Here is a 21,917-nt window from a genome sequence, read left to right as displayed (position 1 = left end):
TTGGGGCGCTTTTTCGGGATTTGGAGGAGCGGAGTCAAGGCATACTCCACTGTCGTCCCGGGCTGGCTTCGCGCCCCGCGACGGCACTATTTGTGGGACAGCCTGCCCAAAAACCCCGTCAGATCATCCGTGACGTGATCGACATGGGCGGCGTCCCGGCCCTCCAGTTCCCAGTCTTCCCGCACCACCTCCTTCGTTCCATCAGGCACCACCAGCACGGTGGTCATGCCAAGCTGATGCGGGACGGTGAGGTTGCGGGCGAGGTCTTCGAACATCGCGGCCCGGGTCGGGTCGACCGAATGGTCGGCGAGGAATTTCCGGTAGGTCTGCGCCGCCGGCTTCGGTTCGAACTCCGCGGCAATGATGTCGAACACGCCGTCGAAATGCGAGCCGAGCCCAAGTCGCGCCAGCACCGCGTCGACATGGTCGACCGAGCCGTTGGTCAGGATCAGCTTGCGCCCCGACAATTTTGCGATGGCTTCGCCGAGCGCCGGGTTCGGCTCCAGCGGCGAATGGTCGATCTTGTGGACGTAGGCGAGATAGTCGTCGGCGGAAACGCCATGCAGGGTCATCATGCCGCGCATGGTGGTGCCGAAGCGCCGGTAATAATCCTTCTGAATGGCCCGCGCTTCCTCCGGGCCGACATTCAGCCAGTTGCAGACGAACTCCCCGATCCGCGCATCGACCTGCTGCCACAGATTGACGTGATGCGGATAGAGCGTGTTGTCGAGGTCGAACACCCAGGTGTCGACATGGGTGAAGGCGCGGGGTGAAGTCATCAAAACCCTCTCGATCACGGCACCGCAAAGCGCAGCGTCTTGCCGCCGCTCGACATATCGACCGCGCCAAATCCCGTCGCCGCGAAGCCGCGCACGCCGCAATCGGTCTGCTCGTTGGTCTCGAACTTGGTCTCGCGCGTGCAGAGCTGCCTGTCGCCGCCCCAGTTCAGCGGCCGGTCCTTCAACTTGACGGCGCGGTTGTCGGCGTCGACGGCTTCCGCGAAGCTGAAGATCTGCTTCGGGGTGCCGGTCACATCAGGATGCAGGCAGGTCTTGGGATCGATGCGGTACCAGCCGCGGCTGGTCACGGACTTGCCGTCGTCGGTCGCGATCGCCGCCATCACCTTGTGCGGCGTGTCGTTGCACCAGGTGAGGCCGGTCGCAGACGGCGTCTGCACCGCATCGACCATGGTCTTGAAGAAGTTCGGCGAGCCCACGACGTCCGACGACAGACCGCGGCTCTTCAGGAACGCGGCCAGCGCGCCTTGCGTCTTCGGCCCGTCGACGCCGTCGATCGGCGCGGCATCATAGCCTGCGATCACCAGCAGCCGCTGGATGCCGGCAAGGCGCGCCTGCTCGTCGTCATATTCGGAATCCTCGGCGAGATAGGCAACGAGGTTGCCGTCGGCGCCTTGCGTCGGCGTCACTTGCGTGAACGCGGCCTGGGCCTGGCCGCTGCGGCATTGCCGGGCCGCCGCAATGACGAAATTGTCCTGCGCGACACAGAGCGTATCGCTGCCGCTCTGCGGGATCGGGGAGGCGCCATAGACGCCGAGCGCGCGGGCGTGCAGCAGAATGCGGTCGGCGGTCAGCGTCCCCTGCACCACCACGCGGCAGGTGGCGGGATCGATCCTGAACCAGCCGCGCGTCGCGGTCGCCGCCTTGTCGTCGATGCCGATCGCAGCCTCGACCACGTAAGACATGCGGTTGCAGATCTTGAGGTCGGCGAAGGCGGGAGCGGAGGAGAAGAAGAACGAGACGGCCGCGGCCGGCAGCGTCATGAGGAAGCGGGTGAGGGCAGAGCGGCGTCGTTGCTTCGCTCTCGATCCGTCAGGCTCGGCCAAAAGCGCGGAGCGCATCTGGACGGGCAAGTCCCGGGCATCCACGTTCTCGGTGCGGGCCGAAAGATCGTGGATGGCCGGGACAAGCCCGGCCATGACGGCTTTCGTTTTTTGCTTCCGCATCACTTGTGGATCAGCGTGCCCGTGCCCTGGTTGGTGAAGAGCTCGAGCAGCACCGCGTGCTGCATCTTGCCGTCGATGATGACGACGCCCTCGACGCCCTGCTCCAGCGCGTAGATGCAGGTCTCGACCTTCGGGATCATGCCGCCGGAAATGGTGCCGTCGGCGATCAGCTTGCGGGCGTCCTTCACCGACAATTGCGGGATCAGCTTCTTCGACTTGTCGAGCACACCCGGCACGTCTGTGAGCAGCAACAGGCGCTTGGCCTTCAGCGCGCCCGCGACCGCACCGGCAAAGGTGTCGGCGTTGACGTTCAGCGTCTGGCCGTCCTTGGAGGTCGCGAGCGGCGCCAGCACCGGGATCAGCTCGTAGCCGATCAGCTGGTTGAGCAGCGTGAGATCGACCTTCTCGGGGTCGCCGACGAAGCCGAGATCGATCGCTTTCTCGATGTTCGAGCCCGGATCGATGATGGTGCGCGTCGTCTTCGACGCCTTCACCATGTTGCCGTCCTTGCCCGACAACCCCACGGCCTTGCCGCCGGCCTCGTTGATGTAACCGACGATCTGCTTGTTGACGGAGCCGGCGAGCACCATCTCGACGATCTCGATGGTCGCGGCGTCGGTGATGCGCAGGCCCGCTGCGAATTCCGATTGAATGCCGAGGCGCTTGAGCATGGTCGCGATCTGCGGCCCGCCGCCATGCACCACGACGGGATTGATCGCGGTCTGCTCGAGCAGCACGATGTCGCGGGCAAAATTCTTCGCGGTCTCCTCGTCGCCCATGGCATGGCCGCCATATTTGATGACGATGGTTTCCTCGTCATACTGCTGCATGTGCGGCAGCGCCTCCGACAGGATGCGGGCCTGGTCGAGCGGGGAGATGTCGGTCATGTCGCGGTCTCGCTGGCGGGACGGTCGGTGCGCGTTCTATCCGATTGGCGGGCGGGGCGCAAAGTGTGGCTGGCATGCGATCTCGTGTCCCGGACGCGGTGCGGCGCGTAGTGCCGCGCCGCTGAGCCGGGACCCGGAAAGCAGTATGGGCCCCGGCTCAGCAGCGCACCGCTAAGGCGCTGCGCTGCGTTCGGGGCGCGAGGCTCATTTCCTTGCCACCACCGCGGCCAGCGTCACCGCCAGCCACCCCGCGATCATCACCGTTCCCCCCGTCGGTGCCGCCATCGGAAACAGCGCATGCCCGGCATATTGCCGCAAGCTGAGATCGCCCGCGAACAGCGCGGCGCCGATCACGAAGCCGAACGCGGCGGTGAGGCCAATTCCGCCGTGCAGAAGGCCGCGCGCGAGCAGAGCGGTGGTCGCAAGTATGGCAGTTGCATGAAACAGCAGCATGGCGCTCGCCGTGGCGAGCCGGCTTGCATCCGCGCCGTGGGCGGAGGCCGCGGCCAGCGCGACGCCGGCGGCGCCCATCAAGCCGGCAAGCCCAATCAGGAGGCGATGGGCCGCCACTACTTGCTCCGCTCTTCCAAGAGCTTCGCCATCGCGGCGCGCAAGCTTTCCATGCCGGTCGAGCTGCGTGACGATGTCGCGAGCACGTTCGGGAACGCGGCGGGATGTTTGGCCAGCGCGGCCTCGGTCTCGGCGATGCGCGCTTGCAACTCGGACGCCTTCACCTGGTCGGCCTTGGTCAGCACGATCTGGTAGCTGACGGCGGAGCGGTCGAGCGTCCCCAGCACTTCGAGGTCGACGTCCTTGATGCCGTGGCGCGCGTCGATCAGCACGTAGACGCGCGCGAGGCTGGCGCGTCCGAGCAGGAATTTGTGAATCAGCTCGGTCCAGGACGCGACCTGGCTCTTGGGCGCCTTGGCATAGCCATAGCCGGGCATGTCGACGAGACGCAGGTCGGTCTTCCCTGGGACCTCGAAGAAGATCAGCTCCTGGGTGCGGCCCGGCGTGTGCGAGGTGCGCGCCAGCGCGTTGCGTCCCGTGAGCGCGTTGATCAGGCTCGACTTGCCGACATTGGAGCGGCCGGCAAAGGCGACCTCCAGCCCCGCCATCGGCGGCAGCGTCTGGATCGAGGGCGAGGCCCAGATGAACTGCCAGTCGCGGGCGAACAGCTTGCGCCCGGCCTCGATCAGCTTCGCATCTTTGTCGTCGTTCTTCTCGTTCATGAGAAGGACCTATCCTCTCGTCATGGTCGGGCAAAAGCGCGAAGCGCGGCTTTCCAAAATGTCCCGGCCATCCACGTCTTGTTACTGGACAAGCTTCCAAAACGTGGATGCCCGGGACAAGCCCGGGCATGACGATGTGGAGGCATTTGCACCCGTATGACGGGGCACACTCGCGTGAGACTTACGTCGCCTTCCTCGCGAACGTCGCCTTGAGATTGTCGAACAGCTCCACCTTCACGCCGTTGCGGCGCATGATGTAGCTCTGCTGGACCACCGAGAGCAGGTTGTTCCAGGCCCAGTAGATCACGAGGCCCGCCGGGAAGCCCGCCAGCATGAAGGTGAAGATCAGCGGCATCCAGTTGAAGATGATCTGCTGCGTCGGATCCGGCGGCGTCGGGTTCAGCTTCATCTGGAACCACATCGTGATGCCCATGATGATCGGCCAGATGCCGAGCGCGAGGTAGTGGCCGAACACCGGAATCGTGGTCGGATCGAACGGGATCAGCCCGAACAGGTTGAAGAGGTTGGTCGGATCCGGCGCCGAAAGGTCCTTGATCCAGCCGTAGAACGGCGCGTGCCGCATCTCGATGGTGACGAACAGCACCTTGTAGAGCGAGAAGAACACCGGGATCTGGATCACGACGGGTAGACAGCCGGCGACCGGATTGATCTTCTCCTTGCGGTAGATCTCCATCATCTCCTGCTGCTGCTTCACCTTGTCGTCGGGGAAGCGTTCCTTCAGCGCCTGCAGCTGCGGCTGGACCGACTTCATCTTCGCCATCGAGGCGTAGGACTTGTTCGCCAGCGGGAAGAACAACAGCTTCACGATCACGGTCACGAGCAGGATCGAGATGCCGAAATTGCCGAAGAAGCGGAAGAAGAAGTCGAGGCCGATGAACATCGGCTTGGTGATGAAGTAGAACCAGCCCCAGTCGATCAGGAGATCGAAATGGTTCAGCCCCAGCTCCTTGTTGTAGCCGCCGTGGCCGGCCAGCGGGAAATTGAGGCCGACGACGCCGGCTTCCTTGGCACCCGCGAACAGCCGCGCATTCGCGGTCGCGGTGCCGCCGATCGCGACGGTGACGGGGTCGAGCAGGTAATCGGTCTGGTAGGTGTGGACGTTGCCTGATGGGTTCGACGAGAAGCGCGCCTGAAGCTGCGCGCTGGTGTCGGGCAGCAGCGCCGAGGCCCAGTACTTGTCGGTCATGCCGAGCCAGCCATTGGTGGCCTTGAAGTTCACCGACTTGGCTTCGTCGATCTTCTTGTAGGCATATTCCTGCAGGCCATCGAGATAGCCGATCAGGCCTTCATGCAGGATGTAATAGCCGGAGACTTGCGGCGCACCGTGGCGCGAGATCAGCGCGAACGGATAGAGGGTGACCGGCGCGTTGCCGACATTGCTCACCTCGTCCTTGACCGTGAAAAGATAATGGTCGTCGACCGCAATGGTGCGGCGGAAGGTGAGGCCCTCGCCATTGTCCCACTTCAGCACCACCGGCGTCGTCGGCGTCAGGCTGCCGCTGCCGTCCTGCTGCCAGACGGTCTGCGCGTCGGGCAGCTTCGCCGTCACGCCCGTCGCCGGCACCCAGCCGAACTCGGCGTAATAGGGTTCCGCGGTGCCCGAAGGCGAATAGAGAATGATCGGCGGCGATTTCGGGTCGACCGTCTCGCGGAACTGCACCAGCGCGATGTCGTCGATGCGGCCGCCCTTCAATGAGATGCTGCCGGCGATCCGCGGCGTGTCGATCTTGACGCGCGGGCTGGCTGCAATCGCGGCATCGCGCGCAACGACCGGCTGGGCCTGGTTCGCGGCCGGCGTCGCCGGTTGAGCTGCGCCGGGCTGCGGCGCGGCGCCGGGCGTCGCCGAGGCGCCGGGCGTCGCCGACGCGGTCGGCTGCGGGGTGCCCTTCTGAAGCTCGGCCTGGGCCTGCTGCTGGGCGCGCTGCTTCTCCATCGCCGGCACGTTGTAGAAATACTGCCAGGCGATCAGCACCAGGCCCGACAGAATGACGGCGAGGATGGTATTGCGGTTGTCGGTCATCATTCTCTCGTCATCAATCCGGTTTGCGGCTGGTCGCGGGAGTGGGGCCGGGTCTTGAGCCGTCGGTTTTCGGGCCGCGTCCCTTGTGCGTATGCCGCGCGGGCTTCGTGAACGCTATGCGCAGATCGTCGAGCATGGTCGTGAAGTCGCGCGAGAGCGCGTCCCTTCGTCCGACCAGCACATAATCATGATGGGGCTGCATCGACACCGGATCGAGCCGCTTCACGAGTTCGCGAAGCCGGCGCCGGATGCGATTGCGCTCGGGGGCGTTGCCGTTCTTTTTGGTAACGGTGAAGCCGATCCGGATCGGGCCGCCGTCATCGCGGGGACGGCTTTGCAGGACGAACGCGCGGCTGTTCACCCGCGCGCCATTGGCAACGGCGAGGAAATCCGCCCGCTGCCTCAGCCGATCCATGATGAAATCCCAAAAAGGGGGTCTGGCTCAGGCGCTCAGACGCTTGCGACCGCGGGCGCGGCGGGCGGCGAGAACCTTGCGGCCGCCGGCAGTGGCGAGACGGGCACGGAAGCCGTGACGGCGCTTGCGCACCAGTTTGCTGGGTTGATAAGTCCGCTTCACGGGTTTTTCTCCGCTGACCGGGCAATTTGCCTGTAGAATTGATGGTAAAGTCCGGAAGATGCGGCCCACAACGGACCCTTTTCGGCCCCAAGAGAGCCGCTCCCGGCGTCACACCGGGTCATCGCGGACAATTTGCGCGGCTTATAAGCGAGCGCCTTGTTTTCGTCAACGCCGCACAAGCGCGCGATTTTCGTGAATATCGCTGTTTGTGCGGGGTTTTTAACGCTTGAGGTGGCGGGTAGCGATATCAGCGCCTACATCCCACCTTGGCAGATTAGCGATCCGTAATTTGACCGGGGCCAGGGGCGGGCCGCATTCTCATACCCGCTAATCCTTCACCCGGCCCAATTCTTAACCCGGTCTAGGCAGCGAGGGCGATTCCGTGGCAGCGACAGACCTCCAGCCGGTCCAGGATCAGGACCAGCCGGACCAGCCGGCGGCGAGTCCCCGCGGCACGCGCGGGCTCGGGCTGTCGGGCAAGCTGCTGCTGCTGACGGTTCCCCTGGTGATGATCGCGGCCAGCCTGCTTTATGTCCCAGCCATCGCCAACTTCTGGGTCAACCGGCTCAACGATCGCGTCGCGGCGGCGAATACGGCGGCGCTGGTGCTGGATGCGGCGCCGCTCGGCATGGTTCCCGATTCGCTGTCGCGCCAGATCCTGAAAAGCATCAATGCCCGCGCCGTCGCCATCAAGATGGGCCAGCAGCGCCGGCTGCTCGCGAGCGACAACATCCCGGCCGCCATCGAGCATGACATCGATTTGCGCGACATGACGGCGTGGGAGGCGATCACCGGCTCGTTCCGGATGATGCTGGAGACCGGCAACCAGGCCATTCGCATCGTCGGGCCCGGCGTCGGCAATGCCCAGTTCATCGAGATCGTCACCGACGAGTTGCCGCTGCGGCAGCAGATGTACCGCTTCTCCCGCAACGTCGTGGTGGTGGCGCTGATCATCGCGGTGCTGACCGCCGGCCTCGTCTATCTCGCGCTTCATTATCTCTTCGTGCGCCCGATGCGGCGGCTGACCGCGAGCCTGGTCGGCTTCCACGAGAATCCGGAAAGCTCGGCGGGAATCATCGTGCCGAGCCAGCGCAGCGACGAGATCGGGGTCGCCGAGCGCGAATTGTCGGACATGCAGCGCGATCTGATGTCGATGCTGCATCAGAAGAGCCGGCTCGCCGCCCTCGGCCTCGCCGTGTCCAAGATCAATCACGATCTGCGCAACCTGCTGGCTTCGGCCCAGTTGCTGTCGGACCAACTCGCCAGCGTGCCGGATCCGCGGGTGCAACGCTTCGCGCCGAAACTGGTGCGCTCGCTCGAGCGGGCCATCGCCTTCTGCCAGTCGACGCTGTCTTACGGACGCGCCCAAGAGGCCGCGCCCGACCGTCGCATGATCCTGATCGAGCCCGTCGTGCTGGAGGTGCGCGAGACCGCGGGCCTCGCCTCCGATGCCTCGATCGCCTGGGTCGCCGCCATCGAGCGCGGGCTGGCGATCGATGCCGATCCCGATCAGCTGTTCCGGGTGCTGCTCAACCTCGTCCGCAACGCCGCCCAGGCGCTGGAGAGCCACGCCTCCGGTGACAATGGCCCGCAGCAGATCCGGATCACCGGAAAACGCGAAGGCGCCGTCGCGATCGTCGAGGTCTCCGACACCGGTCCCGGCGTGCCCCAGAAGACGCGGGAGCATCTGTTCGAGGCGTTCCAGACCTCCGGGCGTCCCGGCGGCAGCGGTCTCGGCCTGGCCATCGCCGCCGAGCTGGTTCGCGCCCATGGCGGCGATATCCACCTGGTCGAAGGCACCATCGGTGCCACCTTCCGCATCGTGATCCCGGACCGCCCCGTGGAGCTGCTCTCCATCCGCAACGAGCGGCAGAGGGCGTAAGTCGGCCAGCGGCCGAGCGGGCGGCAATTTCATTCCTTCCGTCATTCCGGGATGGCCCGAAGGGCCGTGTCCGGAATCCATAACCCCGGCTGGTGGTTATGGATTCTCGCCGCTTCGCGTCGCCACGGAATGACGGAGGGGAGAGATGAGTGAAAATCCGCGAAAATCTCCCCATCCCGGACCTTGCCAATCGGGACAAGAGCGGTTAGTCAGAGCGCTCTTTCGCACCCCCTCCGGCCCTGCCGGGGGCTGCGTCGCGGGTCCTGCCCGCGCTGTTTGCGAAACACGCGCCCGTAGCTCAGCTGGATAGAGCATCAGACTACGAATCTGAGGGTCGGACGTTCGAATCGTTCCGGGCGCGCCATTCTTCGCCGAAAGGTCAGGATAAAGCAGCATCTGGTCGCCAGACGGGCACGAGACCGGATGGCTTCGCCGTGTGAGGAGCGGAATGAAGATATCGCAGGCGTTCAAGTTCGAGGCGGCGCATCGGCTGCCGAACGTGCCCGAGACCCATCGATGCTGCCGGCTGCATGGTCATTCCTACCGGGTCGAGGTCCAGCTGGACGGACCGGTCGACCCGCACACCGGCTTCGTTGCCGACTTCTTCGATATCGAAAAATCCTTCGCCGACATCATGGGCGCGCTGGACCACCACTGCCTGAACGACGTCAAAGGCCTCGAGAACCCGACCGCCGAGAATATCGCGATCTGGATCTGGGACCGGTTGAAGCCGAGCCTCTCACAGCTGTCGGCGGTTCGGGTCTATGAAACGGCCGATTGCTGGGCTGAATTCAACGGGCAGTGACGGACAGTCGAACGTTTCCGGCACGGCATTTCGATAGTACGTTCATCTGATGCACACCATCGATCGCCTGCTCTCCAGTCTCGTTCTTTTCCTTGCCATCGCGGCTGCCCCTGCGCGCGCGGCCGAAACCTGCCCGTTCATCAGCAGCCAGGAGCTCGCCCGCGCGATGCCGGCGTTCAAATGGTCGCTGATCTCAAATCAGGACGGCCGCGGCTGCATTTATCAGGCCGGGCGCGGCGACACGATGATGCTCACCGTGTTCCGCAATCCCGACAAGGACCGCGCCAGGGAGTTGTACGCGACCTTCGTCAAGACGCTTGGCGAACGGATGAAGCTGAGCACCGTGGCGGGGATCGGCGAGGAAGGCCAGGGCGGAACGAGCGCCGCCGGCGCGGAGCGCCAGGAGGCCGCGGTCGTCGTCTTGTCCGGCGATTACATTCTCCAGATCACCGTCTATCCGATCGGCCGGCGTGCCGACGATGCGCTGCTCGGGCCGCTCACCGAGGCCTCGCGCATTGCCATTGCCAACGTGAGCAAGAGCAGCGAGCGGTTCGGCACTTGCGAGTGGCTCGCGGCTGCCGATGCCGACGGTTTTCTCGACGCGAGCACGCTGACGGTGCAGCGGACCGGCGCAGGCAGCTGCATGATGTTCGATCGCGAGGCCAACACCATGACGGTCGCGGTGATCGCGACCTCGCGCGACACCGCCGCCGGCATGATGAAGCGCGCAGGCCCTTGCAAGCACGTGGCGATACCCGAGCTCGGCGGCGAAGCGTTCGGCGAGCATTCCTGCACCAAGGGCAACGGCAACGCCGTCAACATCTTCGTCTGGAAGAACGGCAGGCAGGCATCGATCCTGTTCGCACCGGTCAAGCCGCACCCCGAGTCCGGATCGGTCGAGCGCCTGAAGGTGGTCGCGGCGCGGGTCTATGGAAAATTGTAAGGGCGCTGGTCGCTTCAGCCCGCCAGCACCTCCTTGCACTTCGCCGCAAACGCCTTGAGGTACGTGCCCATCTCGCTCGCCAGCGCATCGGACCGGTCGACATTCTGCAGGCTCATATTGAGGGCGTAGACCGGGAGCCCGTCCAGCACGATCGGCGTTGCGACGGCGAGAACGGCGGGCTGCCATGATACGGCGCAATATCCGTCGCGCTCGACGGCGCTGATCGATCTCCTGACCTCTGCCAGCAGCGCCTTGGTGGCGGCTGCGCTGCGCCGCTTGAACTGCTTCAGCAATCGCTCGCGCTCCGTCTCGGCAAGGCCGGCGAGGTAGGCGCGGCCCAGCGACGTCAGCTCCATCGGGACCTGCTGGCCGGCGACCACGTTGCGCAGCGCCGCGCGCGGGCTGTAGCGGATCGACTCCAGGTAAACCATCATGGTTCGATCCGCGGTCGCAAGTCCGACGTTCAGCCGGCGCTTGGCCGATTCGGCCCGCATCATCGGTCCGATCGCGTTGAGCACGGGCGATCCCGTCCGCATCGCGTGACCGATGCTGATGACGGATGCGGCAAGCCGGTAGGTCCTCTCGCTGCGGACTTCGTCGAGCATCCCGGAATTGACCAGCGTTCGCGTCAGCCGGCTGACCGTCGATCGTGGCAGGCCTGTTCGCTCCGCGATCTCGCCATTGCCGAGCGTGTCGACACCGGGCCGGAACGCCCTGAGGATCTCGATGCCCCGTTCGAGCGACCGGTTGCCGTCAACCCCGCCCGCATATCTGGGCGCCTGCGCCACATCCAGCCTCCATCGGCATTTCCACTTAGTGGAATTAGGGGGATGTTGCGGCAAGTGCAAGCCGCTATTACCACCGGGAGAAAAATGCCCGGCCGCAACTGGCTCGACGAGGAAACGGCACGGCCCGAACAGCCATTCGACATCCGCGCTGGGTCGCGGTGATCGATCCGACTCCAACCACGGAGCCTGCCATGTCCTATCAGCTCATGCCGTATCAGCTCATCGAATTTTCCGTCGAGGCCGGTGTCGCGACGCTCGCCTTCAACCGGCCGGAACGCCGCAACGCCATGAGCGACGAGATGCGCGCCGAATTCACCGGCGCGCTCGAAACCGTCGCCCGCGACAAGGCGATCAAGGCCCTGGTGCTGACCGGGCGCGGCCAGGCCTTCTGTGCCGGCGGCGACATCAGCGGCATGAAGCGCCGGCTCGAAGCGCCGCAGGGCGAGGTCGCATTCAACGGATGGAGCCGTCAGCAGGGCGTGCATCACGTGCAGTCGTTGCTGCTGGGCCTTCCGAAGCCGACGATTGCCGCCGTCAACGGCGCCGCCGCGGGGCTCGGTGCGGATACCGCGCTGGCCTGCGACTTCGTCATGGCAACGGAACGATCGAAATTCACCTGGTCCTACATCAAGCGCGGTTTGATCCCGACGGCGGCGGGTTGTATTTCCTGCCGCGACGGGTCGGGCTCGCGAAGGCCAAGGAGCTGATCTTCACCGGCCGCGTCGTCGAGGCCGACGAGGCGCTCGCGCTCGGCATCGTCGATCGCAAGGTGGCTTCGGCCGAGCTGCTGCCGGCCGCGCAGGCCTGGGCGGCCGAGCTGGCTCAGGGGTCTCCGACGGCTCTGGCGCTGAGCAAGAAGATCCTGAACGAGACCTTCGAGCATTCCGCGCACGACATCTTCAATCTCGGCAGCCAGGCGCAGGCCATTTGCTACACCAGCACGGAGCATCGCGACGCGGTGGCGGCGTTCCTCGCGCAATCCTCGTCGAAGGACTGAGCGATGAACGCGATCGAACGCCTGATCCGGCCGCGCAGCATCGCCATCATCGGCGCGTCCGCAGACCCCAGCAAGACGTCGGGGCGACCTGTGTCCTATCTTCAGAAGCACGGCTTTGCGGGCGCGATCTATCCCGTCAATCCCAAGGTCGCAGAGATCGGCGGCATCAAGTGCTACGCCGACGTCGCCTCGCTGCCTGATGTGCCCGACGTCGGCCTTGTCCTCGTCGGCGCCGAGCGCGCGCATATCGCGGTGCGCGAATTGTCCGAGCGGGGAGCCGCCGCCGCGATCGTTCTCGCCAGCGGCTTCACCGAGACCGGAGCGGAAGGTGCCGCGCGCCAGCACCAGCTCATGCAAGCCGCCGGATCGATGCGCGTCCTCGGGCCGAACACGATCGGTCTCGTCAATCTCACCGACAATATCGTGCTGTCGGCGTCGGGCGCGCTGGCGATGGACGACTTCCCGGCCGGGGGCATTGGGCTGATCTCGCAAAGCGGGGGGATTCTCGGCGCCGTGCTGTCGCGCGCCGCGGCGCGCGGAATCGGGCTGTCCAAGCTGGTGTCGACCAGCAACGAGGCCGATCTCGAGCTCTCCGATTTCATCGACTTCCTCGCCGAAGACGATGCGACCAAAGTCATTGCACTCTATATCGAGGCGATCCGCAATCCGCTCCGCTTTCGCGAGGCGGTGCTCAAGGCGCGCCGCGCCGGCAAGCTCATCGTCGCCTTCAAGATCGGGCGATCGGAGGCGGGTGCACAGGCGGCCGTTTCGCACACCGGCGCGCTGGCCGGCTCCGACCGCATGTACGACGCCCTGTTCCGGCAGCTCGGCGTGATCCGCGCCCGGACCTTCGAAGATCTGCTCGACATTCCCGCGGCCCTCAGCGCGGGACGGAAGCTTTCCGGCCGGCGTGTCGCGATCCTCACCTCGACCGGCGGCGCCGGCACGATCGTATCGGACAGTCTCGGTGTCGCAGGCTTTGTGACACCCGCACCCGATGCGGAGACGGCCGCGCAATTGCGCAGCCTGCAGTCGGGCTCGCATGCCAACCTCGATCGCAATCCGATCGACGTGACCCTCGCCGGCCTGCAGCCGGATTTGCTGCGCGGCGCCATCCGCATCCTGCTCGCAAGTCCGTCCTATGACGCGCTCATCGTCATTGCCGGCTCGTCGGCCGTGGGGTCGCCGGCCCTGATGGCCGACGCCATCCATGACTGCTTGCCGCTCAGCGACAAGCCGGTCATCGCCTATGTCAGTCCCCACGCGCCCGAGGTGGTGGCTGTGCTGACCCGGCGCGGCGTCCCCGCCTACACCTCGGCCGAGAGCTGCACTGCGGCGCTCGACGGGCTGTTGCGAGCCGCAATGCCGGAGCAGGTCCAGGCATCCGATTCGCCCCCGACGGCGGCGGATGCCAGCGGTTTTCCGGCGGGATCGCTCGATGAAGCACAGGCCAAGGCGCTGTTCGCCCGGTTTGGGATTCCTGTCGTGGCGGAGAAAGTGGTTGCAACAGCGCGCGAAGCCGAGCAGGCGGCGCGCGGCCTCGGGGGCCGTGTCGTGCTCAAGATCCTCTCGCGCGAGATCGCGCACAAGAGCGATGTCGGCGGCGTCGCGATTAACCTGACCACTGAAGTGATCGGCGATCGCCTGGCTGCGATGGCGGCTGAGGTCGAGGCCAGGGCCGGGAAGCGACCCGAGCAGTTCCTGGTTCAGGAGATGATCTCAGGCGGCGTCGAGATCATTCTCGGCATGCATCGTGATTCCCTGGGAACGGCAATCCTTCTCGGCATGGGCGGCGTCGCGGCCGAACTGTTCAAGGACACGACGATGCGTCTGCTTCCGCCGAATGGCGGCCTCGATCTGTCCGAGGCGCGCGCGATGGCGCGCGATCTCGTCACATGGCCGTTGCTGGATGGCTTTCGGGGCCGGCCGACATGCGACGTCGAAGCGCTCGCAGAAGCGGTGGTCGCGTTCTCGCGGATGGTTGCGCAGCTCGGGGATCGACTTTCCGAGGCGGAGATCAATCCGGTGTTCGTGCTGCCGGCGGGCCAGGGCGTGAAGGCAGCGGACGGATTGGTTGTTCTCAATGTCTAGACAGAGTGAGATGGAGCTCCAGATGGCCAGCAGCGGAAGCATCGATCACGACGGCGCGCGGCAGAAGAATTCCGTGCGGCGCCGGCAGAGCCTCGCCATCCTCGCCTGTGCGATCGTCGCGGGGCTCGGACTGACGCCGGCGCGCGCCGAATATCCTGATAAGATCATCAAGATCGTCGTGCCCTTCGCAGCCGGCGGCGGCACCGACATCATGGCGCGTACGACGGCGCAGGAGCTGCAGACGGATCTCGGCAAGTCCGTCATCATCGAGAACAAGCCGGGCGCCGGGACCATCATCGGAACCCAGACGGTGGCGACCAGCGAGCCCGACGGCTATTCGCTGCTGATGGCGACGTTCGCGCACGCGGTCAACCCGAGCCTGTACAACAAGCTGCCGTTCGATCCGCACAAGGACTTCGCGGCGGTCTCGCTGATCGCGCGCTCCTTCAACATCGTCGTGGTCAACCCGGCATCGAAGATCAACTCGATCTCGGATTTGATCACGGAGGCCAAGGCCAATCCCGGCAAGCTCAACTTCGGCACGTTCGGCACCGGCACCTCGGCGCATCTCGCGGGCGAGCTGTTCAACTCCATGGCGAAGGTCAAGATGACGGCGGTGCCCTACAAGGGCGCGGCGCCCGCGATCAGCGATCTCCTGGGCGGCCAGATCGACGTGATGTTCACCACCGTGGCGAGCGCGGCCTCGCTGGTGGCCGCAGGTCAGCTCCGGGCGCTGGCCGTCACATCCGCCGAGCGCTCGGCGGCGTTCCCGCAGTTGCCGACCGTTGCCGAGGCCGGCGTGCCCGGCTACGCCGCCGAATCCTGGTACGGCTTGTACGCTCCGGCCAAGACGCCGGCGCCGGTGATTGCGCGCCTCAATCAGGCGATCGCAAAGGCGGTTCAGTCCGGTGCCTTCAAGAAGCTGGAGGCGAACGAGGGCCTCATCATGGTCGGCAGCGCGCCGCAAGAGCTCGACCGCTATGTCGGCCAGGAGGAGGCGCGCTGGCGCAAGCTGGTCAAGGACGCGAACATCGAGGTGCAATAGCATCGCAGGCGCGTTCGATCACCCTTGGGATGGGCCGCAACGTCTGTACCGTAGGCCGGCAGCCTCTCGCATCGCGGGGGAGGCTGCCGTCGCCTCTCATGCGTGCGTCACGGACAGGGGTGACGCAAACCGTCGTTACCTAGAAAAGTCCCTGAGCCGGGGTCATAGGAGCGATAGCGCTGGGCGCAGTAGGAGGTCGCGTTGGCCTGAGCCTGGCTGCTGGCGATTGCGCCGCCGATGATGGCGCCGGCCGCCAAGCCGCCAAGGACGGCTGCGCCGTTCCCACCGTGATGGTGCCCGTAATAGCCATGCCGATACCCATGTCCGTGCCAGTGCCGGTACTGCACTTGCTGCAAGCCGGAGTCAGCACCCGGATTCGCGATCGGCAGAGGCGCCGCAAGCACCGGTGATGCCGCGGTCGAGAGCATCGCTCCAGCGGCCGCGAGGGCGACGAAAGTTCTGCGCATTTTCATGTCGGGCTCCGTGTTGTTGAGGATGGGGAGCAACGGCCGCTTGCCCGCTCCGTTCCTTCAGCGCGAGACGAGCGACAGAGGGTCGCGGAACATGAATTGTTGGTAAGGATGCAAGCCTGAGATGTGGCTAGCGGTCCTCGCCGTCCCGCCGGCGGAAGGGATCGGCGACATCATCGTGGCCGCTGCGGCTGCTGAAGAACATCAGGGCCATCAGCCCGCAGCCGATCAGCAGGGAGAAGAAGGCTCCGAGGCCCAGCGCGATCCAGCCATGCTTGCCCATCTCGACGCCGCTGCTGGTTTCCCAGACTGAGAATCCCCAGACGCACGTCAGGATCAACAAGGCTCCGAGCGCAACCAACAGGGCGATCTGGCCGGCACTGATGTTCTTCATGATTGTTTTCGTTCCCGTGCCTGACGAGGTCAATTGCGAAGGGCGACGAGGCGTTACTGACGACGCCCACCTTCGGCTGCTTCTGAGAGTTCGCCTGCGGAAACACGCTAGCGAGCCTTGGAAGGGAGCTCGTTGTGCTACAGCAAGTTCCATCGCAGGTCGTCTGTCAAACCCGTGCGACAGGCGGGGCGCGCATCAAGGAGCGGCGCGCCCGCTAACGCGAAAGAGTCATGCTCATTTGGATCGGTCGTTCCCTTCCGATTCGGAGACGGCAAGAACGGTCAACCCTCTGATGCGCTTGTCCGGCGTCTCGAATGCGATGCGCTGTCCCACCGAGAGGCCGATCAGGGCCGCTCCGACGGGCGTCAGGATCGAGATCCGGCTGAGCGCGATGTTGGCCTCGTGCGGATAGACCAGCACGATCTCGCGGCTCGCACCCCTGTCATCGCGATAGGTCACTTTGGAGCCCATCCTGACCACGCCGCACAAGTCGTTCTCTTCCGCGACCGTCGCGCGGTCCAGCTCGCGGGCCAGAAACTGGGCGACACGGGGAAACAGATCCATGGTCGAATTCGCCAGCGAGCTGAGACGCCGCGATTCGTCTTTTGCGAGCTTGATCGGCGGCAGCGCGGGCTGGTCCCGCCGAATCTCGGCTTCGAAGTTCTGCATTTGGCTTCTCCTATGCTGCAGTCGGTCCAGGATCATCGTCGAGCGGCCGGCTGCGCCGATTTGCGGGAAAGAGCGGAACGACGTTCGGGCTTGATCGGGTGACGTTCAAAACCCTGACGACGTTCAGGCAGCCGGCGACGACGTACGGCATTTGATCGCCGACCTGCAGGCCGATCAAAGCCGCTCCTAAAGGCGTCAGGACCGAAATGCGGGCGGGATCCGACCAACATTCCTCGGGCCAGACCAATTGCACGATGCGACGCGGAACGCCCCAGTTCGTGCAAAAGGTGACCCATGATCCGACGATCACGCGCGAACGGAGATCGTCCCATTCGTCCGGCACGATGTCGGCGCGATTGATTTCACCCAGCAGGAAGATTCCGTCCAAATCACCTCGTTGGGCGGCGTGGCGGGCAAGCTGTTCGAGCCGCGGATATTCAGATGCGACGAGCGCAATTTTCGGAAGAGGCAGCACGGCACACTCCTTCTGCTTCAAGACGACCTCTCAGGCAGAGGTCACGAAAGCTGGAAAAGAGCCCGGACGGCGCGAACACCGTCCGGCTAACCGCCTGCTTGGAGGCGGCCGGCGTGAAGACCGAAACGCGCGGTGCGCGCGTCTATGTCGACGACATATGCCATGACATTCTGACTATAGTGATTCATTCCGCTGGAAACATTGCGGCGAAACCGCACAGCCGCGGGCGATCGGATATTTGCGGCAAGCCGCGATTCGGGCAGCGATGCGAGCCTCACATTCCGTGGCTCGGCCTTTCACCGCAGTCCTTGCTCGTCGATCAGGATGCGGTGAATCTCGATGCGCTGCGGCAGCTCGATCAGGAATTCCGCGTCGCGCGCGAGATGATAAACCTTGGTCGGCTCGCCCCCGGTGAAGGCCGTCATGGCTGCGATGTCCGCCCAATAGGAGATGGTCGTGAACCAGGTCTCCTCGTCGCGGTCCTCGCGTAATTGCAGCACACCGAGCGCGGTCTTGCGCAGCGGCGGAATGCCCTCGGCCTGCAGATAGGCCTGGTAGGCGTCGGCGACATCGCGGCGGGTGCGACCGCGCCAGATGCGGGCGATGGTCGGTTTGGTCGGCATGGTGATCTCCCTTCGCGCCAACGCCGTGCTTCGCATTCGCGTTCCCCGCGTCTTCATGTCACTGCTGCCAGCCGCATTGGAACCTCGCCGGGCTCCGCGCCCCGCAAGGCTCCGTCGCGCTGCTGCCTAAGCCGTCGCAGGACTCCCCATCATTGATCTGCAGCAATGATGATCTCGACCACCAATGCTAGAAGGACTCGCAAGTCGCGACTCACGGCTCCCCGGCCGGTCGCGGCCATCGCAACGCGCTTTGGAATCCGAGGGTTGAATGGGACGACTGCTGAATATCGTGACGCCGCTGCATACGGCGACCAAGCGCGATTACATGGGCCGTATGAACGACGACAAGATCGGCTGCTCGCTGAAGGCGCGGGAATACGAGGCCGATTATTGGGACGGCGACCGCCGCTTCGGCTATGGCGGCTACCGCTTCATCGAGGGGCGCTGGGCGCCGGTCGCCAAGGCGCTGATCGAGACCTATGGTCTGAAGGACGGCTCCAGCGTGCTCGACGTCGGCTGCGGCAAGGGATTCCTGCTGTACGAGATGCAGAAGATTCTGCCGGGCTTGAAGGTCGTCGGCTTCGATATCTCCAAGCACGGGCTCGCCAATTCGCACGAGCAGGTGAGGCCGTATCTGTTCAACTATCGCGCTCAGGACGTCTATCCCTATGGCGACGACAGTTTCGACCTCGTCATCTCGCTCGGCACCTTGCACAATCTGCGACTGTACGAGCTCGAGGCGGCCCTCAAGGAGGTCGAGCGGGTCGGCAAGAACAAATACGTCATGGTCGAGGGCTACCGGAACGTCGCCGAGTTGCACAATCTCGAATGCTGGGCGCTGACGGCGGAGTCCATCCTGCACACCTCGGAATGGGTCTGGCTGTACGGAAAGCTCGGTTACACCGGCGATTACGAATTCATCTATTTCGAGTGATCGGGCGATCTCCATGGACATCAAGACTGCCAAGGCGGCCATTCTCGTCGAATCGGGCAAGCCGCTGATCGTCGACGAGTTCACCTTGCCGGACAGGCTCGAACACGGCCAGGTGCTCGCGCATGTGCACACGTCGAGCATCTGCGGCGCGCAGATCAACGAGATCGACGCGGTCAAGGGCGTCGACAAGTTCCTGCCGCACCTGTTGGGTCACGAGGCGCTGGCCACGATCGTCGAGACCGGACCCGGCGTCGTGTCCTGCAAAGAGGGGGATACCGTCGTCATGCATTGGCGCCCGGGCAAGGGCGTCCAGTCCAACACGCCGGTCTATTCCTGGCGCGGCAAGCGGCTCAACGCCGGCTGGGTCACCACCTTCAATGAATATGCCGTGGTATCGGAAAATCGCGTCACCCCGGTTCCGGCTTCGATCGACCGCACCAGCGCGCCGCTGCTCGGCTGTGCCGTGACGACCGCGCTCGGCGTCGTCAACAACGACGCGCAGATCGCCATCGGCGAAGCCGTCGTCGTGTTCGGCGTCGGCGGCGTCGGATTGAACATCGTGCAATTTGCCGCGATGGTCGGTGCCTATCCCGTGATCGCGATCGATCGCCTCGACAACAAGCTCGAGATGGCCCGGCAGTTCGGCGCGACGCACCTCATCAACTCCGAAGCGGTCAAGGATGTCGCCGCCGAGGTTCGATCGATCACCGGCGCTGACGGACCCGACAAGGTCGTCGAGACCACCGGCGTCAAGAATCTGATCGAGCTCGCCTACGAGATCACCGCGAAGAAGGGCCGCTGCATCCTCGTCGGTGTTCCCCGCGAGAAGGCCGAGATCTACACGCTGCCGCTCCATTTCGAGAAGGTGCTGAAGGGTTCGGAAGGCGGGCAATGCCAGCCGGCGCGCGATATCCCGCGGCTGGTTCGCCTGAGCGACGCCGGCAAGGTGAACTACCGTGGGATCGTCACACACGAGTTCGCGCTCGACGGCGTCAACGACGCGCTGGACCTGATGCGCAGCGGCACGTCGGGGCGAATCCTGCTGAACATCAGCTGAGCGCGGCGCAGGCGCCGACGATATGTCGGCGCTGGCGCTGCAGCAGCCAGGCTGCAATCGCGATGTTCACGATATTCCAGGCGATGCCGTTGATCAGCGCCGACGCGTAGGAGCCGGTCGCATCATAGATCGCGCCGGCCATCCAGCCCCCCAGCGCCATGCCCGCGAGCGTGACCGAGATGGCGAGACTGATGCGAAAGCCGGCCTCCCGCGCCGGGAATAGCTCGCGGATGATCACGGCGTAGCTCGGCACGATGCCGCCCTGCGCCAGTCCGAATATAGCCGACACCACATAAAGCGAGACCAGGCCGTTGAACGGCAGATAGAGTGCGAGTGCCGTGGCCTGCATCGCCGAGCCCAGCAGCAGCGTCGGAAGGCCGCCGATGCGGTTCAACAGCCAGCCGAAGAACAGACGGCTCGCCACACTGAAGCCGAGCATGACCGCCAGCATCTCGGCGCCGCGCGCGGAGCCGTAGCCGAGGTCGCCGCAATAGGCGACCAGATGGACCTGCGGCATCGCCATGGCGACGCAGCAGCATATGCCGGCGAGGGCCAGCAGGCCCTGGGTGACGGAAGGGGACAGGCCGATCGACTGCATCGTGTTGCCGCGGCTCGTCGCTTCGCGCGCAGCCGCCTGTACGGGCGGCCGCCGCAGCAGCACCAGCGAGAGCGGCAGCATCGTTGCCAAACAAAACAGGCCGATGCCGACATGGGTCTGCCGCCAGCCGTAGGAGGCGATGGCCTGCTGGACAATGGGTGGCCAGACAACGCCGGCAACGGAGCTGCCGGCCGTCGCCAGGGAAATGGCGAGGCCGCGGTGCCTGTCGAACCACAAGGAGACATCGGCCACCAGCGGCGCGAAGCTCGCCGCGCCGCCGAGGCCGATCGTGACGCCTGAGATCAGCGCGAACATCGGCAGGCTCGGCGCGAAGGCGGTGAGGACGTAGCCGAGGCTCATCAGGATCGTGCCGCCGGCCAGCGGCAGCAGAATGCCGAAGCGATCGGCCAGGCGGCCGACGACGATGCCGCCGATCATGAAGCCGATGATGGTGAGCGTGTAGGGCAGGGCCGCCTCGGCACGGGGCGCATTGAAATCGGCCTGCACTGCCGGCAATGCCACCACCAGCGACCACATGCCGACGCAGCCCAGCGTGCTGAGGGCCATGGAGACGGTGAGACGAATCCAGGAGTACGAATTTTCGATCGACGGCTTTTCGAGCGGCACTGGTTTCCTCGGGCTGCGCTAGGGTCGGCCCTGGGGTATCGCTCGCCGTCGCCGGCGACAAAGCAGGATTTCTCTTTTGTCGCGCGAGCAAAACTCATGCATCCTGCCGGTCTCCCCCCGCATCGTCCGGAGCCGGCCATGACGTATCTTCTGCCGCCACTCAATGCCCTGCGTGCCTTCGAGGCCGCCGCCCGTCATCTCAGCTTCAAGCAGGCCTCCCACGAGCTGCATGTCACGGCCGGTGCGGTCAGCCAGCAGGTCCGCCTGCTGGAGGAGCGGCTGGGGGTGCAGCTGTTCGAGCGCCGGACACGGCAGGTCATTCTGACGTCGGCCGGCGAGATCTATCTGGAGCAGGTCCGTCAGGCGTTTCGTTGCCTTGCCGAGGCCACTGCCGAGCTCAAGCCCGACGGCGTCACTGCTATGCTTCATATCGGGCTTCACGCCAGTTTTGTCGTCGACGGGCTGCGGGCGCGCCTGGCCCGGTTCCGCCGCGCCGAGCCGCAGCTCGCCATCCGCATCAGTCAGCCGGCGGGGCTGCACGAGCTGCTCGAAGGCAAGGTCGATGTCGTGATCGCGGACCGGGTGCAGCGCTGTCCAGGCTACAAATGCGAGCCTCTGGAGCGCGGCTTCCTGATCGGCCCGCTCGGAACCGCCGATTGCCCGGAGATCGAGACCCTGCGGTCCTGCCTGCTTGGCGATGTCGAGCTCGAGGGCGCCATACCCAGAGCGCCCCTGGTCGCCGGCCCAGCCAAGCCGCGCACCATGACGGCTTCGCGCCGGCCGTAACCGCCGGTTAACCATGGATATTTACGGTGTGAA

23 protein-coding genes, 1 tRNA gene and 1 pseudogene are annotated in these 21,917 nt (G+C 65.1%); 10 read left to right on the top strand and 15 right to left on the bottom strand.

Translation table 11 applies throughout. From position 1 onward, the window contains the following. Nucleotides 1-86: 86 nt before the first annotated feature. The 8 genes from AC0WRY_RS32410 to rpmH all read right to left on the bottom strand — a co-directional run bounded on the left by AC0WRY_RS32410 (nucleotide 87) and on the right by rpmH (nucleotide 6,700). On the bottom strand, nucleotides 87-779 hold the full coding sequence (locus AC0WRY_RS32410; protein WP_194404761.1) for a pyrimidine 5'-nucleotidase: 693 nt from the start codon (nucleotides 777-779) through the stop codon (nucleotides 87-89). 14 nt (nucleotides 780-793) lie between these two features. Further along, nucleotides 794-1,780 (bottom strand): DUF1036 domain-containing protein, encoded by a 987-nt coding sequence (locus tag AC0WRY_RS32405; RefSeq protein ID WP_491123527.1) that lies wholly within the window; start codon nucleotides 1,778-1,780, stop codon nucleotides 794-796. A gap of 182 nt (nucleotides 1,781-1,962) precedes the next feature. Continuing rightward, nucleotides 1,963-2,850, bottom strand: a complete 888-nt coding sequence (gene argB, locus AC0WRY_RS32400; protein WP_194404760.1) for an acetylglutamate kinase — start codon at nucleotides 2,848-2,850, stop codon at nucleotides 1,963-1,965. A gap of 204 nt (nucleotides 2,851-3,054) precedes the next feature. After that, complete coding sequence (locus AC0WRY_RS32395; protein ID WP_212065130.1) at nucleotides 3,055-3,420, bottom strand: DUF423 domain-containing protein; 366 nt, start codon at nucleotides 3,418-3,420, stop codon at nucleotides 3,055-3,057. Beyond that, nucleotides 3,420-4,082 carry a ribosome biogenesis GTP-binding protein YihA/YsxC gene (gene yihA, locus AC0WRY_RS32390; protein ID WP_194404758.1) on the bottom strand — a complete coding sequence of 221 codons (663 nt, stop codon included), beginning with the start codon at nucleotides 4,080-4,082 and terminating at the stop codon, nucleotides 3,420-3,422. The genes AC0WRY_RS32395 and yihA overlap by 1 nt, the downstream gene beginning before the upstream one ends. Nucleotides 4,083-4,263: 181 nt before the next feature. Continuing rightward, nucleotides 4,264-6,123, bottom strand: coding sequence for a membrane protein insertase YidC (gene yidC, locus AC0WRY_RS32385; RefSeq protein ID WP_194404757.1), 1,860 nt, complete (start codon nucleotides 6,121-6,123; stop codon nucleotides 4,264-4,266). Between the two features lie 13 nt (nucleotides 6,124-6,136). After that, nucleotides 6,137-6,538: a ribonuclease P protein component gene (gene rnpA / locus AC0WRY_RS32380; protein WP_194404756.1), complete on the bottom strand. Its 402-nt coding sequence runs from the start codon at nucleotides 6,536-6,538 to the stop codon at nucleotides 6,137-6,139. A 27-nt stretch (nucleotides 6,539-6,565) separates the two neighbouring features. Beyond that, complete coding sequence (rpmH, locus tag AC0WRY_RS32375) at nucleotides 6,566-6,700, bottom strand: 50S ribosomal protein L34 (protein ID WP_008542748.1); 135 nt, start codon at nucleotides 6,698-6,700, stop codon at nucleotides 6,566-6,568. A gap of 382 nt (nucleotides 6,701-7,082) precedes the next feature. Between rpmH and AC0WRY_RS32370 the strand changes: the two genes are divergently transcribed. From AC0WRY_RS32370 to AC0WRY_RS32355, 4 genes are all read left to right on the top strand, one after another. Next, nucleotides 7,083-8,582, top strand: coding sequence for a sensor histidine kinase (locus tag AC0WRY_RS32370; protein ID WP_211415620.1), 1,500 nt, complete (start codon nucleotides 7,083-7,085; stop codon nucleotides 8,580-8,582). Nucleotides 8,583-8,869: 287 nt separating this feature from the next. After that, nucleotides 8,870-8,946, top strand: a tRNA-Arg gene (locus AC0WRY_RS32365). 84 nt (nucleotides 8,947-9,030) lie between these two features. Continuing rightward, the gene (queD, locus tag AC0WRY_RS32360; protein WP_491122411.1) at nucleotides 9,031-9,387 is read left to right on the top strand and encodes a 6-carboxytetrahydropterin synthase QueD; all 357 of its coding nucleotides are present in this window, start codon (nucleotides 9,031-9,033) and stop codon (nucleotides 9,385-9,387) included. Nucleotides 9,388-9,436: 49 nt separating this feature from the next. Further along, nucleotides 9,437-10,330, top strand: a complete 894-nt coding sequence (locus AC0WRY_RS32355; RefSeq protein ID WP_491122410.1) for a hypothetical protein — start codon at nucleotides 9,437-9,439, stop codon at nucleotides 10,328-10,330. 14 nt (nucleotides 10,331-10,344) lie between these two features. Here the strand turns inward: AC0WRY_RS32355 and AC0WRY_RS32350 are convergent, their stop codons facing one another. Continuing rightward, complete coding sequence (locus tag AC0WRY_RS32350; protein WP_491122409.1) at nucleotides 10,345-11,118, bottom strand: IclR family transcriptional regulator; 774 nt, start codon at nucleotides 11,116-11,118, stop codon at nucleotides 10,345-10,347. Nucleotides 11,119-11,324: 206 nt separating this feature from the next. Here AC0WRY_RS32350 and AC0WRY_RS32345 point away from each other — a divergent pair. From AC0WRY_RS32345 to AC0WRY_RS32335, 3 genes and pseudogenes are all read left to right on the top strand, one after another. Then, nucleotides 11,325-12,115: pseudogene (locus AC0WRY_RS32345) on the top strand (enoyl-CoA hydratase/isomerase family protein). Between the two features lie 3 nt (nucleotides 12,116-12,118). Beyond that, nucleotides 12,119-14,206, top strand: coding sequence for an acetate--CoA ligase family protein (locus AC0WRY_RS32340; RefSeq protein WP_491122408.1), 2,088 nt, complete (start codon nucleotides 12,119-12,121; stop codon nucleotides 14,204-14,206). A 10-nt stretch (nucleotides 14,207-14,216) separates the two neighbouring features. Beyond that, nucleotides 14,217-15,251 (top strand): tripartite tricarboxylate transporter substrate binding protein, encoded by a 1,035-nt coding sequence (locus AC0WRY_RS32335; protein WP_491123526.1) that lies wholly within the window; start codon nucleotides 14,217-14,219, stop codon nucleotides 15,249-15,251. 107 nt (nucleotides 15,252-15,358) lie between these two features. Here the strand turns inward: AC0WRY_RS32335 and AC0WRY_RS32330 are convergent, their stop codons facing one another. From AC0WRY_RS32330 to AC0WRY_RS32310, 5 genes are all read right to left on the bottom strand, one after another. Further along, the gene (locus AC0WRY_RS32330) at nucleotides 15,359-15,724 is read right to left on the bottom strand and encodes a BA14K family protein (RefSeq protein WP_491122407.1); all 366 of its coding nucleotides are present in this window, start codon (nucleotides 15,722-15,724) and stop codon (nucleotides 15,359-15,361) included. Nucleotides 15,725-15,851: 127 nt separating this feature from the next. Then, entirely contained in the window at nucleotides 15,852-16,115 is a 264-nt protein-coding gene (locus tag AC0WRY_RS32325; protein ID WP_212065152.1) for a hypothetical protein, read from the bottom strand. Between the two features lie 234 nt (nucleotides 16,116-16,349). Continuing rightward, nucleotides 16,350-16,784 carry a nucleoside diphosphate kinase regulator gene (rnk, locus tag AC0WRY_RS32320; protein WP_194404748.1) on the bottom strand — a complete coding sequence of 145 codons (435 nt, stop codon included), beginning with the start codon at nucleotides 16,782-16,784 and terminating at the stop codon, nucleotides 16,350-16,352. Nucleotides 16,785-16,794: 10 nt separating this feature from the next. Continuing rightward, nucleotides 16,795-17,280, bottom strand: a complete 486-nt coding sequence (locus AC0WRY_RS32315; RefSeq protein ID WP_491122406.1) for a GreA/GreB family elongation factor — start codon at nucleotides 17,278-17,280, stop codon at nucleotides 16,795-16,797. Nucleotides 17,281-17,555: 275 nt separating this feature from the next. Further along, on the bottom strand, nucleotides 17,556-17,882 hold the full coding sequence (locus AC0WRY_RS32310) for a hypothetical protein (RefSeq protein WP_491122405.1): 327 nt from the start codon (nucleotides 17,880-17,882) through the stop codon (nucleotides 17,556-17,558). Nucleotides 17,883-18,150: 268 nt separating this feature from the next. Between AC0WRY_RS32310 and AC0WRY_RS32305 the strand changes: the two genes are divergently transcribed. Together AC0WRY_RS32305 and AC0WRY_RS32300 are read left to right on the top strand one after the other, a co-directional pair. After that, entirely contained in the window at nucleotides 18,151-18,816 is a 666-nt protein-coding gene (locus AC0WRY_RS32305; RefSeq protein ID WP_491122404.1) for a class I SAM-dependent methyltransferase, read from the top strand. Between the two features lie 13 nt (nucleotides 18,817-18,829). Next, nucleotides 18,830-19,873, top strand: a complete 1,044-nt coding sequence (locus AC0WRY_RS32300) for a zinc-binding dehydrogenase (protein WP_259217878.1) — start codon at nucleotides 18,830-18,832, stop codon at nucleotides 19,871-19,873. Here AC0WRY_RS32300 and AC0WRY_RS32295 read toward each other — a convergent pair. Beyond that, complete coding sequence (locus AC0WRY_RS32295; protein WP_194408476.1) at nucleotides 19,866-21,038, bottom strand: MFS transporter; 1,173 nt, start codon at nucleotides 21,036-21,038, stop codon at nucleotides 19,866-19,868. The genes AC0WRY_RS32300 and AC0WRY_RS32295 overlap by 8 nt on opposite strands. 198 nt (nucleotides 21,039-21,236) lie before the next feature. On the opposite strand from AC0WRY_RS32295, the gene AC0WRY_RS32290 reads away from it, so the two are divergent. Continuing rightward, nucleotides 21,237-21,884: a LysR family transcriptional regulator gene (locus AC0WRY_RS32290; protein ID WP_491122403.1), complete on the top strand. Its 648-nt coding sequence runs from the start codon at nucleotides 21,237-21,239 to the stop codon at nucleotides 21,882-21,884. Nucleotides 21,885-21,917 lie beyond the last annotated feature (33 nt).

The organism is Bradyrhizobium sp. T-12, assembly GCF_058314695.1.
This window is presented reverse-complemented; position numbering and strand designations above follow the sequence as displayed.